The organism is Escherichia sp. KTE114 (genome assembly GCF_000407765.1).
Classification (GTDB): Bacteria; Pseudomonadota; Gammaproteobacteria; order Enterobacterales; family Enterobacteriaceae; genus Escherichia; species Escherichia ruysiae.
Map to the genome: position 1 here is coordinate 2,997,599 of NZ_KE136626.1, position 13,132 is coordinate 3,010,730.

The 13,132-nt window shown below is 51.5% G+C and carries 12 protein-coding genes; 11 read left to right on the forward strand and 1 reads right to left on the reverse strand.

Annotated elements, in window-relative coordinates:
• Positions 1-44: 44 nt before the first annotated feature.
• The 11 genes from fabH (at position 45) to ptsG (ending at position 10,587) form a co-directional block, all read left to right on the forward strand.
• Entirely contained in the window at positions 45-998 is a 954-nt protein-coding gene (fabH, locus tag WC5_RS06960; RefSeq protein WP_000288127.1) for a beta-ketoacyl-ACP synthase III, read from the forward strand.
• A 15-nt stretch (positions 999-1,013) separates the two neighbouring features.
• Positions 1,014-1,943 (forward strand): ACP S-malonyltransferase, encoded by a 930-nt coding sequence (gene fabD, locus WC5_RS06955; protein ID WP_000191388.1) that lies wholly within the window; start codon positions 1,014-1,016, stop codon positions 1,941-1,943.
• A gap of 12 nt (positions 1,944-1,955) precedes the next feature.
• Positions 1,956-2,690, forward strand: coding sequence for a 3-oxoacyl-ACP reductase FabG (gene fabG, locus WC5_RS06950; protein WP_001008544.1), 735 nt, complete (start codon positions 1,956-1,958; stop codon positions 2,688-2,690).
• A gap of 210 nt (positions 2,691-2,900) precedes the next feature.
• The gene (gene acpP / locus WC5_RS06945) at positions 2,901-3,137 is read left to right on the forward strand and encodes an acyl carrier protein (RefSeq protein ID WP_000103754.1); all 237 of its coding nucleotides are present in this window, start codon (positions 2,901-2,903) and stop codon (positions 3,135-3,137) included.
• Positions 3,138-3,225: 88 nt separating this feature from the next.
• Positions 3,226-4,467, forward strand: a complete 1,242-nt coding sequence (gene fabF / locus WC5_RS06940) for a beta-ketoacyl-ACP synthase II (protein ID WP_000044679.1) — start codon at positions 3,226-3,228, stop codon at positions 4,465-4,467.
• Between the two features lie 119 nt (positions 4,468-4,586).
• Complete coding sequence (pabC, locus tag WC5_RS06935; RefSeq protein ID WP_000478661.1) at positions 4,587-5,396, forward strand: aminodeoxychorismate lyase; 810 nt, start codon at positions 4,587-4,589, stop codon at positions 5,394-5,396.
• 2 nt (positions 5,397-5,398) lie between these two features.
• The gene (gene yceG / locus WC5_RS06930; RefSeq protein WP_000756885.1) at positions 5,399-6,421 is read left to right on the forward strand and encodes a cell division protein YceG; all 1,023 of its coding nucleotides are present in this window, start codon (positions 5,399-5,401) and stop codon (positions 6,419-6,421) included.
• On the forward strand, positions 6,411-7,052 hold the full coding sequence (gene tmk, locus WC5_RS06925) for a dTMP kinase (RefSeq protein WP_001257009.1): 642 nt from the start codon (positions 6,411-6,413) through the stop codon (positions 7,050-7,052). The genes yceG and tmk overlap by 11 nt, the downstream gene beginning before the upstream one ends.
• Complete coding sequence (holB, locus tag WC5_RS06920) at positions 7,049-8,053, forward strand: DNA polymerase III subunit delta' (RefSeq protein WP_001267911.1); 1,005 nt, start codon at positions 7,049-7,051, stop codon at positions 8,051-8,053. The genes tmk and holB overlap by 4 nt, the downstream gene beginning before the upstream one ends.
• Positions 8,054-8,063: 10 nt before the next feature.
• Positions 8,064-8,861 carry a metal-dependent hydrolase gene (locus WC5_RS06915; protein ID WP_000480283.1) on the forward strand — a complete coding sequence of 266 codons (798 nt, stop codon included), beginning with the start codon at positions 8,064-8,066 and terminating at the stop codon, positions 8,859-8,861.
• 292 nt (positions 8,862-9,153) lie between these two features.
• Complete coding sequence (ptsG, locus tag WC5_RS06910; protein ID WP_000475698.1) at positions 9,154-10,587, forward strand: PTS glucose transporter subunit IIBC; 1,434 nt, start codon at positions 9,154-9,156, stop codon at positions 10,585-10,587.
• A 59-nt stretch (positions 10,588-10,646) separates the two neighbouring features.
• Here ptsG and fhuE read toward each other — a convergent pair whose 3' ends face one another.
• The gene (gene fhuE, locus WC5_RS06905) at positions 10,647-12,836 is read right to left on the reverse strand and encodes a ferric-rhodotorulic acid/ferric-coprogen receptor FhuE (RefSeq protein ID WP_000953401.1); all 2,190 of its coding nucleotides are present in this window, start codon (positions 12,834-12,836) and stop codon (positions 10,647-10,649) included.
• Between the last annotated feature and the right edge of the window lie 296 nt (positions 12,837-13,132).

The window sequence follows — 13,132 nt, forward strand, 5'->3', positions numbered from 1 at the left end:
AGTTTGCAAGTGACGGTATATAACCGAAAAGTGACTGAGCGTACATGTATACGAAGATTATTGGTACTGGCAGCTATCTGCCCGAACAAGTGCGGACAAACGCCGATCTGGAAAAAATGGTGGATACCTCTGACGAGTGGATTGTCACTCGTACTGGCATCCGCGAACGCCACATTGCCGCGCCAAACGAAACCGTTTCTACCATGGGCTTCGAAGCGGCGACGCGTGCAATTGAAATGGCGGGCATTGATAAAGACCAGATTGGCCTGATCGTTGTGGCAACAACTTCTGCCACGCACGCCTTCCCGAGCGCAGCATGTCAGATTCAAAGCATGTTGGGCATCAAAGGTTGCCCGGCGTTTGACGTTGCTGCAGCCTGTGCAGGTTTCACCTACGCGCTGAGCGTAGCCGATCAATATGTGAAATCTGGTGCGGTGAAGTATGCTCTGGTCGTCGGTTCCGATGTACTGGCGCGCACCTGCGATCCAACAGATCGCGGGACCATTATCATTTTTGGCGACGGCGCGGGCGCTGCGGTGCTTGCTGCCTCTGAAGAGCCTGGAATTATCTCCACGCATCTTCATGCCGATGGCAGCTATGGTGAATTGCTGACATTGCCTAACGCCGACCGTGTGAATCCAGAAAATTCAATTCATCTGACCATGGCGGGCAACGAAGTCTTCAAGGTTGCGGTAACCGAGTTGGCGCACATCGTTGATGAGACGCTGGCGGCAAATAACCTTGATCGTTCCCAACTGGACTGGCTGGTTCCGCATCAGGCGAACTTGCGTATTATCAGCGCGACGGCGAAAAAACTCGGCATGTCGATGGACAATGTCGTCGTGACGCTGGATCGACACGGTAATACCTCTGCCGCTTCTGTGCCTTGTGCACTTGATGAAGCTGTACGCGACGGGCGTATTAAGCCTGGACAGCTGGTTCTGCTTGAAGCCTTTGGCGGTGGGTTCACCTGGGGCTCCGCGCTGGTTCGTTTCTAGGATAAGGATTTAAAGATGACGCAATTTGCATTTGTGTTCCCTGGACAGGGCTCTCAAACCGTTGGAATGCTGGCTGATATGGCGGCGAGCTATCCCATTGTCGAAGAAACGTTTGCTGAAGCCTCTGCGGCGCTGGGCTACGACCTGTGGGCGCTGACCCAGCAGGGGTCTGCCGAAGAACTGAATAAAACCTGGCAAACCCAGCCTGCGCTGTTGACTGCATCTGTTGCGTTGTACCGTGTGTGGCAGCAGCAGGGCGGTAAAACACCGGCGATGATGGCCGGTCACAGCCTGGGTGAATACTCCGCGCTGGTTTGCGCTGGTGTGATTGATTTTGCTGATGCAGTGCGTCTGGTTGAGATGCGCGGCAAGTTCATGCAGGAAGCTGTACCGGAAGGGACAGGCGCAATGGCGGCAATCATCGGTCTTGATGATGCGTCTATTGCTAAAGCTTGCGAAGAAGCGGCAGAAGGTCAGGTGGTTTCTCCGGTAAACTTTAACTCTCCGGGGCAGGTCGTTATTGCCGGTCATAAAGAAGCGGTTGAGCGTGCAGGTGCTGCCTGTAAAGCTGCGGGCGCAAAACGTGCGTTGCCGTTGCCAGTGAGCGTACCGTCTCACTGTGCGCTGATGAAACCGGCTGCCGATAAACTGGCTGTTGAATTGGCGAAAATCACCTTCAATACCCCAACCGTCCCGGTTGTGAATAACGTTGATGTGAAATGCGAAACTAATGGCGATGCTATCCGTGATGCGCTGGTACGTCAGCTGTATAATCCGGTTCAATGGACGAAATCTGTTGAATACATGGCAGCGCAAGGCGTTGAACATCTTTATGAAGTGGGACCAGGCAAAGTGCTTACTGGCCTGACAAAACGCATTGTCGACACCCTGACCGCCTCGGCGCTGAACGAACCTTCAGCGATGGCAGCGGCGCTCGAGCTTTAAAAGAGGAAAAACATGAATTTTGAAGGAAAAATCGCACTGGTAACCGGTGCAAGCCGTGGGATTGGTCGCGCAATTGCGGAAACGCTCGCAGCTCGTGGCGCGAAAGTTATCGGTACTGCGACCAGTGAAAGCGGTGCTCAGGCGATCAGCGATTATTTAGGTGATAACGGTAAAGGTCTGATGTTGAATGTGACCGACCCGGCATCTATCGAATCTGTTCTGGAAAAAATTCGCGCAGAATTTGGTGAAGTCGATATCCTGGTCAATAATGCCGGTATCACTCGTGATAACCTGTTAATGCGAATGAAAGATGATGAGTGGAACGATATTATCGAAACCAACCTTTCATCTGTTTTCCGTCTGTCAAAAGCGGTAATGCGCGCTATGATGAAAAAGCGTCATGGTCGTATTATCACTATCGGTTCTGTGGTTGGTACCATGGGAAATGGCGGTCAGGCCAACTACGCTGCGGCGAAAGCGGGCTTGATCGGCTTCAGTAAATCCCTGGCGCGCGAAGTTGCGTCACGTGGTATTACTGTAAACGTTGTTGCTCCGGGCTTTATTGAAACGGACATGACACGTGCGCTGAGCGATGACCAGCGTGCGGGTATCCTGGCGCAGGTTCCTGCGGGTCGCCTCGGCGGCGCACAGGAAATCGCCAACGCGGTTGCATTCCTGGCATCCGACGAAGCAGCTTACATCACGGGTGAAACTTTGCATGTGAACGGCGGGATGTACATGGTCTGACCGCGATTTGCACAAAATGCTCATGTTGCGCGCAGTCTGCGTGGTTATGAGTAATAATTAGTGCAAAATGATTTGCGTTGTTGGGGGGTATGGCCTCAAAATAACGTAAAATCGTGGTAAGACCTGCCGGGATTTAGTTGCAAATTTTTCAACATTTTATACACTACGAAAACCATCGCGAAAGCGAGTTTTGATAGGAAATTTAAGAGTATGAGCACTATCGAAGAACGCGTTAAGAAAATTATCGGCGAACAGCTGGGCGTTAAGCAGGAAGAAGTTACCAACAATGCTTCTTTCGTTGAAGACCTGGGCGCGGATTCTCTTGACACCGTTGAGCTGGTAATGGCTCTGGAAGAAGAGTTTGATACTGAGATTCCGGACGAAGAAGCTGAGAAAATCACCACCGTTCAGGCTGCCATTGATTACATCAACGGCCACCAGGCGTAAGTGAACATCTCCAGGCGGTCGTTCGACCGCCTGAGTTTTATCTTTTTGTCCCACTAGAATCATTTTTTTCCCTCCCTGGAGGACAAACGTGTCTAAGCGTCGTGTAGTTGTGACCGGACTGGGCATGTTGTCTCCTGTCGGCAATACCGTAGAGTCTACCTGGAAAGCTCTGCTTGCCGGTCAGAGTGGCATCAGCCTAATCGACCATTTCGATACTAGCGCCTATGCAACGAAATTTGCTGGCTTAGTAAAGGATTTTAACTGTGAGGACATTATCTCGCGCAAAGAACAGCGCAAGATGGATGCCTTCATTCAATATGGAATTGTCGCTGGCGTTCAGGCCATGCAGGATTCTGGCCTTGAAATAACGGAAGAGAACGCAACCCGCATTGGTGCCGCAATTGGCTCCGGGATTGGCGGCCTCGGACTGATCGAAGAAAACCACACATCTTTGATGAACGGTGGTCCACGTAAGATCAGCCCATTCTTCGTTCCGTCAACGATTGTGAACATGGTGGCAGGTCACCTGACTATCATGTATGGCCTGCGTGGCCCAAGCATCTCTATCGCGACCGCCTGTACTTCCGGCGTGCACAACATTGGTCATGCTGCGCGTATTATCGCGTATGGCGATGCTGACGTGATGGTTGCAGGTGGCGCAGAGAAAGCCAGTACGCCGCTGGGCGTTGGCGGTTTCGGCGCGGCACGTGCATTATCTACCCGCAATGATAACCCGCAAGCGGCTAGCCGCCCGTGGGATAAAGAGCGTGATGGTTTCGTACTGGGCGATGGTGCCGGTATGCTGGTGCTCGAAGAGTACGAACACGCGAAAAAACGCGGTGCGAAAATTTACGCTGAACTCGTCGGCTTTGGTATGAGCAGCGATGCCTATCATATGACGTCGCCGCCGGAAAATGGCGCAGGCGCAGCTCTGGCAATGGCAAATGCTCTGCGTGATGCAGGTATTGAAGCGAGCCAGATTGGCTACGTTAACGCGCACGGTACTTCAACGCCTGCTGGCGATAAAGCCGAAGCGCAGGCAGTGAAAACCATCTTCGGTGAAGCTGCAAGCCGTGTGCTGGTAAGTTCCACGAAATCCATGACCGGTCACCTGTTAGGTGCGGCGGGTGCGGTAGAGTCTATCTACTCCATCCTGGCGCTGCGCGATCAGGCTGTTCCGCCGACCATCAACCTGGATAACCCGGATGAAGGTTGCGATCTGGATTTCGTACCGCATGAAGCGCGTCAGGTCAGCGGAATGGAGTATACCCTGTGTAACTCCTTCGGCTTCGGTGGCACTAATGGTTCTTTGATCTTTAAAAAGATCTAAGTTGCTATTTCCCACCTGTATAAAAGGTCCGCTTGCGGGCCTTTTTTCTTAGCTTTTATTCAGACTTGTTCCGCAGTGAACATGCTGCCACACTAACAATCCTCTGATAAGGAGCCGGTATGTTCTTAATTAACGGTCATAAACAGGATTCGCTGGCAGCAAGCGATCGGGCAACGCAATTTGGCGATGGTTGTTTCACCACAGCCAGAATTATCGACGGTGAAGTCAGTTTGTTATCCGCGCATATACAGCGACTACAGGAAGCTACTCAGCGGTTAATGATCGCCTGTGATTTCTGGCCGCAGCTTGAGCAAGAGATGAAAACGCTGGCAGCAGCACAGCAGAACGGTGTGCTGAAAGTGGTGATCAGTCGCGGCAGCGGTGGGCGAGGATACAGCACATTGAACAGCGGTCCGGCAACGCGCATTCTCTCCGTTGCGGCTTACCCTGCACATTATGACCGCTTACGCAAAGAGGGCATTACTCTGGCGCTAAGTCCAGTACGCCTTGGACGCAATCCTTATCTCGCAGGTATTAAACATCTTAATCGGCTTGAGCAAGTGCTAATTCGCTCTCATCTTGAGCAGACAAACGCCGATGAGGCGCTGGTTCTTGACAGCGAAGGGTGGGTTACGGAATGCTGTGCGGCTAATTTGTTATGGCGCAAGAGCAACGTAGTTTATACGCCGCGTCTGGATCAGGCTGGTGTCAACGGTATTATGCGACAATTCTGCATCCGTTTACTGGCACAATCCTCTTATCAGCTTGTCGAAGTACAAGCCTCGCTGGAGGAGGTGATGCAGGCAGATGAGATGGTAGTTTGTAATGCGTTGATGCCAGTGATTCCCGTGCGTGCCTGTGGCGAGGCCTCCTTTTCGTCAACAACGCTATATGAATATTTAGCCCCACTTTGTGAGCACCCGAATTAGTCATGAAAAAAGTGTTATTGATTGTTTTGTTATTGCTGGTGGTACTGGGTATCGCCGCTGGTGTGGGCGTCTGGAAGGTTCGCCACCTCGCCGACAGCAAATTACTTATTAAAGAAGAGACGATATTTACTCTGAAACCGGGGACCGGACGTCTGGCGCTCGGTGAACAGCTTTATGCCGATAAGATCATCAATCGCCCACGGGTATTTCAATGGTTGCTGCGTATCGAGCCGGATCTTTCTCATTTCAAAGCCGGGACTTACCGCTTTACACCGCAGATGACCGTGCGTGAGATGCTGAAATTGCTGGAAAGCGGTAAAGAAGCACAGTTTCCACTACGCCTGGTGGAGGGGATGCGTCTGAGCGATTACCTCAAACAATTGCGTGAGGCACCGTATGTCAAGCACACGCTGAGCGACGATAAATACACCACCGTGGCACAGGCGCTGGAGCTGGAAAACCCTGAGTGGATTGAAGGCTGGTTCTGGCCAGACACCTGGATGTATACCGCCAATACCACCGATATTGCGTTACTCAAGCGAGCGCACAAGAAAATGGTGAAAGCGGTAGAAAGCGCCTGGGAAGGGCGTGCGGACGGTCTGCCCTATAAAGATAAGAACCAGCTGGTAACGATGGCGTCAATTATCGAAAAAGAAACGGCCGTTGCCAGTGAACGCGATCAAGTTGCCTCGGTATTTATCAACCGCTTACGCATTGGTATGCGCCTGCAGACCGACCCGACGGTGATTTACGGGATGGGAGAGCGTTATAATGGCAAACTTTCTCGTGCAGATCTGGAAACGCCGACAGCGTATAACACCTACACCATAACTGGTCTGCCGCCAGGCGCGATTGCTACGCCGGGGGCAGATTCGCTGAAGGCTGCTGCGCATCCGGCGAAAACGCCGTATCTCTATTTTGTGGCCGATGGTAAAGGTGGTCACACGTTTAATACCAATCTTGCCAGTCATAACAAGTCTGTGCAGGATTATCTGAAAGTGCTTAAGGAAAAAAATGCGCAGTAAGTATATCGTCATTGAAGGGCTGGAAGGCGCAGGCAAAACCACCGCACGCAACGTGGTGGTTGAGACGCTTGAGCAACTGGGTATCCGCGACATGGTTTTCACTCGGGAACCCGGCGGTACGCAACTTGCCGAAAAGTTAAGAAGCCTGGTGCTGGATATCAAATCGGTAGGCGATGAAGTCATTACCGATAAAGCCGAAGTGCTGATGTTTTATGCCGCGCGTGTACAACTGGTAGAAACCGTCATCAAACCGGCACTGGCAAACGGCACATGGGTGATTGGTGATCGCCACGATCTCTCCACTCAGGCGTATCAGGGCGGTGGTCGTGGTATTGACCAGCATATGCTGGCAACGTTGCGTGATGCCGTTCTTGGGGATTTTCGCCCTGATTTAACGCTCTATCTCGATGTTACTCCAGAAGTCGGCCTTAAGCGCGCGCGTGCGCGCGGCGAGCTGGATCGCATTGAGCAAGAGTCTTTTGATTTCTTTAATCGCACCCGCGCTCGCTACCTGGAACTGGCTGCACAAGATAAAAGCATTCACACTATTGATGCAACACAATCGCTGGAAGATGTCATGGACGCGATTCGCACCACCGTGACTCACTGGGTTAAGGAGCAGGGCGAATGAGATGGTATCCATGGTTACGACCTGATTTCGAAAAACTGGTAGCCAGCTATCAGGCCGGAAGGGGTCACCATGCGCTACTGATTCAGGCATTACCTGGCATGGGCGATGATGCCTTAATCTACGCTCTGAGCCGTTATTTACTTTGCCAACAACCGCAGGGCCACAAAAGCTGTGGTCATTGTCGCGGATGCCAGTTGATGCAGGCGGGGACGCACCCCGATTATTACACTCTTGCTCCCGAAAAAGGGAAGAATGCTCTGGGCATTGATGCCGTGCGTGAAGTCACCGAAAAGCTTAATGAACACGCACGATTAGGCGGTGCGAAAGTTGTCTGGGTCACCGATGCCGCCTTGCTGACCGATGCCGCTGCCAATGCCTTGCTGAAAACACTGGAAGAGCCGCCAGCGGAAACCTGGTTTTTCCTCGCTACACGAGAACTTGAACGCTTACTGGCAACACTGCGCAGCCGTTGTCGCTTGCATTATCTTGCACCGCCGCCGGAACAGTACGCAGTGAGCTGGCTTGCGCGTGAAGTGACAATGTCACAAGAGGCTATGCTAACCGCATTGCGCCTGAGCGCCGGTTCGCCTGGCGCTGCATTGGGGCTGTTTCAAGGGGATATCTGGCAGGCACGTGAGACACTTTGTCAGGCGTTGGCAAACAGCGTGCAATCTGGCGACTGGTATTCGATGTTGTCGGCACTTAACCACGAACAAGCTCCGGCGCGTCTGCACTGGTTGGCAACTTTGTTGATGGATGCGCTCAAACGCCATTATGGCGCTTCACAAGTCACCAATGTTGATGTTCCTGGCGTTGTCGCCGCGCTGGCAAACCAGCTTTCTCCCTCTCGCCTGCAGGCTATACTGGGGGATGTTTGCCAAAGTCGTGAGCAGTTAATTTCTGTCACAGGCGTAAACCGCGAGCTTGTCATTACCGATCTTTTACTGCGTATTGAGCATTACCTGCAACCGGACGTTGTGTTACCGGTTCCTCATCTTTAAGAGAGACATTATGTTTTTAGTCGACTCACACTGCCATCTCGATGGTTTGAATTATGAATCTTTACACAAGGACGTGGATGACGTTCTGGCGAAAGCCGCCGCGCGCGATGTGAAATTTTGTCTGGCGGTCGCCACGACATTGCCCGGTTACCTGCATATGCGGGATCTGGTTGGCGAACGTGACAACGTCGTTTTTTCTTGCGGTGTGCATCCGCTAAACCAGAATGATCCCTACGATGTGGAAGATTTACGCCGTCTGGCAGCAGAAGAGGGCGTTGTTGCGCTGGGTGAAACCGGGCTGGATTATTATTACACGCCGGAAACAAAAGTCCGTCAGCAAGAATCCTTCATTCATCATATCCAGATTGGTCGCGAACTGAACAAGCCGGTTATCGTCCATACGCGTGACGCCCGCGCCGATACGCTGGCTATTCTGCGCGAAGAAAAAGTGACGGATTGTGGTGGCGTACTACACTGTTTTACAGAGGACAAAGAAACGGCGGGCAAGTTACTGGATCTCGGATTTTACATCTCCTTTTCCGGCATTGTGACCTTCCGTAATGCGGAACAACTGCGCGATGCCGCGCGTTATGTCCCGCTGGATCGGCTACTGGTGGAAACTGACTCGCCTTACCTGGCGCCAGTGCCACATCGAGGAAAAGAGAATCAACCTGCGATGGTTCGTGACGTTGCAGAATACATGGCTGTGTTGAAAGGTGTTGCCGTTGAAGAACTGGCGCAGGTAACCACCGATAACTTCGCCCGTCTGTTTCACATCGACGCTTCCCGCCTGCAGTCCATCAGTTGAATGAATTTTTTTTAAGCTCGTAATTAATGGTTAAAACGAGTAAAGTTCACCGCCGCAAATTGGGCGGTGGCTAACCATGTTTGAAACATCTTGACATATGTTTTGTCAAAATGTGCAACTTCGCTAAAGACCTGAAGTTGAAACGTGATAGCCGTCAAACAAATCGACACTGAATTATTTTACTCTGTGTAATAAATAAAGGGCGCTTAGATGCCCTGTACACGGCAAGGTTCTCCCCCCTTGCCACGCGTGAGAACGTAAAAAGCACCCATACTCAGGAGCACTCTCAATTATGTTTAAGAATGCATTTGCTAACCTGCAAAAGGTCGGTAAATCGCTGATGCTGCCGGTATCCGTACTGCCTATCGCAGGTATTCTGCTGGGCGTCGGTTCCGCGAATTTCAGCTGGCTGCCAGCCGTTGTATCGCATGTTATGGCAGAAGCAGGCGGTTCCGTCTTTGCAAACATGCCACTTATTTTTGCGATCGGTGTCGCCCTTGGCTTTACCAATAACGATGGCGTATCCGCTCTTGCCGCAGTAGTTGCCTATGGCATCATGGTAAAAACCATGGCTGTGGTCGCGCCGCTGGTACTGCATTTACCTGCTGAAGAAATTGCCGCTAAACATCTGGCGGATACTGGCGTACTTGGGGGGATCATCTCCGGTGCGATTGCAGCGTACATGTTTAACCGTTTCTACCGTATTAAGCTGCCTGAGTATCTTGGCTTCTTTGCCGGTAAACGCTTTGTACCGATCATTTCTGGTCTGGCTGCCATCTTTACTGGCGTTGTGCTGTCCTTCATTTGGCCGCCGATTGGTTCCGCAATCCAGACTTTCTCCCAGTGGGCTGCTTACCAGAACCCGGTAGTTGCATTTGGTATTTACGGCTTCATCGAACGTTGTCTGGTGCCGTTTGGTCTGCACCACATCTGGAACGTACCTTTCCAGATGCAGATTGGTGAATACACCAACGCAGCAGGTCAGGTCTTCCACGGCGATATTCCGCGTTATATGGCGGGTGACCCGACTGCGGGTAAACTGTCTGGCGGCTTCCTGTTTAAAATGTACGGTCTGCCGGCTGCTGCGATTGCTATCTGGCACTCTGCTAAACCAGAAAACCGCGCTAAAGTTGGCGGTATCATGATCTCCGCTGCGTTGACCTCGTTCCTGACCGGTATCACCGAGCCGATCGAGTTCTCCTTCATGTTCGTTGCGCCGATCCTGTACATCATCCACGCTATTCTGGCTGGTCTGGCATTCCCAATCTGTATTCTGCTGGGAATGCGCGACGGTACGTCGTTCTCGCACGGCCTGATCGACTTCATCGTACTGTCTGGTAACAGCAGCAAACTGTGGCTGTTCCCGATTGTCGGTATTGGTTATGCGATTGTTTACTACACCATCTTCCGTGTGCTGATTAAAGCTCTGGATCTGAAAACGCCGGGCCGCGAAGACGCAACTGAAGATGCGAAAGCAACCGGTACTAGCGAAATGGCTCCGGCTCTGGTTGCCGCATTTGGTGGTAAAGAAAACATCACTAACCTCGACGCATGTATTACTCGTCTGCGCGTCAGCGTTGCTGATGTGTCCAAAGTGGATCAGGCTGGCCTGAAGAAACTGGGCGCAGCGGGCGTAGTGGTTGCTGGTTCTGGTGTTCAGGCGATTTTCGGTACTAAATCCGATAACCTGAAAACCGAGATGGATGAGTACATCCGCAACAACTAATCAGTAGAATGTTGGGGAGACTAAGGCAGCCGAATGGCTGCCTTTTTTACAGGTGTTAATCAGAATTGATACGTGCCGGTAATACTGAAATTACGTGGTGCGCCGTAGACGATAGAACCTTCCACATTAGTGTCATAAGTTTTATCGAACAGATTATTGACGTTCCCCTGCAACGAGAAGTTTTTCGTCACCTGGTAGCGGGTGAACAGATCCACCAGCGCGTAGCTACCTTGCTCGGCGCGGAAGGTACCATACGGTGTCACGGTGTCGGTATACACCCGATTTTGCCAGTTAACGCCGCCGCCGACCGTCAACTCTGGCATGACAGGCGACCGATAGCTGGTAAACATTTTAACCGTGGTACGTGGCAGATTCGGATTAACGGCATTCCCCTCGTTATCTTCCGCCACATAGCGCGTTGCGCCAAACGTCAGCTGCCAGTTGTCGGTAATTGCGCCGTTAAGTTCAAATTCCACGCCTTTACTTACTGTCCCATCCACCGCTTTATAGGCGGTTTCGCCGTTACTGCCGGGGATAGGCATTCCGGTGGACTGGGCGACATTATCCTGCTCAATACGGAAGATGGCTAACGTGGTGGTCAGACGGCTATTCATCCAGTCTGATTTTAGACCCAGTTCGTAGTTGTTACCGGTGATTGGCGCCAGATATTTGCCCGAACTGTCGCGATCATTTTGCGGCTGGAAAATAGAGGTATAGCTGGCATAGGTCGACCAGTTGTCATTGATGTCAAACACCAGACCCGCATAAGGCGTAGTGTGGTTTTTCTCCATGCTGTAAGTCAGCGTATCAACCCGCCAGTTGGTATAACGTGCGCCGAGGATAAGATGCAGCGGATCGGCAAGGGTGACACGAGTGGCGGCATATAACGATTTCATATGTGTGGTATCGTCCTGCGCCAGGCTTTGCGGCGCCCAGTTAGTCTGCGGGAAGTTACCGTTGAAGTTGTAGAAACTGCCAATTTCATTGGGGAAAACGTTAGCCCAGGAGCTGAAATAGCGGTTGTTTTGTTTACTGTAGCTACCGCCGAGCATCAGATTGTGCTGGTGACCAAATAATTTATAACTGCCGTCGGCAAACAGATCCAGCGCGTCAACTTTACGTTTGCCACTGTTCCAGCCAGTGCCGCCAACATAATCAAATCCGGGGCCATAGCTGCCATATGGTCCCACCAGCGTTCCATCTGCTTTATTTACGTAGGCATCGATATACATCATTTTGCTGTCAAATTCGACTTCGGAATGGGTAGCATTCAGCGTCGCCTGCCAGGTATCGGCAAATCGCTGCTTCAGTGACAGAAAGACTTTGTTGATCTCTTTGTCGTTATACGCCCAGCCAGGCGCGGTACTGCGGGTGCGATCGTAACTGTTGCTGCTGCCATCGGTATTCCAGCGTGGCAGGCCGCCCCAGGTCGGGCTGTTAACATCAATACGTTGATATTCATAACCGGCAGAAAATGTGGTCAGCTCGCCCAAATCAGCATCCACAATGCCGGAGAAGAAAGTTTTTTCGCTATTGTAGCGATCCAGCCATAAATCGTTGTTCTGATAGCCGCCAACAATTCGTGCGCGGACTTTACCATCTTCCGTGAGCGGACTTTGTAAATCCGCCACATAACGTTCTTTGTTCCAGCTACCGTATTCCGCCGAGACATCGCCTTTAAATTCACGGCTGGTGGCGTGTTTGCGGACCATATTAATCGCCGCAGAAGGATTGCCGGTGCCGGTCATTAGCCCGGTCGCGCCACGCACCACTTCTACACGCTCGAACAGCGCCATATCCGTGAGTGCGTCGCCCAGATTCCAGCGCGATTCAAAATAGGTGGGGAGGCCATCGACCATATAGTTATCGATCTGGAATCCACGCGAATAATAGAGGGTGCGGTCGGAGTCGGCCTGGCTTTTGCTTATCCCCAGAGTGTTTTCCATCACTTCGCCCAGCGTTTGCAGTTGCTGATCTTCCATTCGCTGCTGGCTGACAATAGTGACCGACTGTGGAATATCACGTTGGGTCATCTGCATTTTAGTACCTACAGAGGTAGACGTTACGCTGTAATCATTTTCCTCATCAACTGGAGCATTGGCAGCCCCTTCAACAATCACTGTTTCTTCGGCGGTTGGCACGGCCAGTGTAGCGGAAGGAAATAAAGCCAGAGCAATGCAGGCTGCGAGCAGCGACGGCGTGGCTGCGGCTTGATGCTGATTATCCCTGTTAAATTGTGTCGAAAGCATCTGAAATCTCTTGATTTATGTTGTAGTCAGGCTCATTCCAGAGGAGGGCGATGAGCAGTAATATTTAGCGCGCTAATAATTTTTCATGGTAATGCAAATGAGAAATATACGCATTCATATTTAACATGTAAACCAAAGAGAAAGTGTGTTTTCGGTTCATTCGCAGGCATAAAGGGGAATAATGGCGATGTATGCGGCAGTAAAACGGTTTTTTGCTTAATAAATCGTGGGTTAAGGTTGAAAGAGCGGGTTTAACTCGACCATACTCTATACTCGCAGTGTGGCGCGGCGTAGCA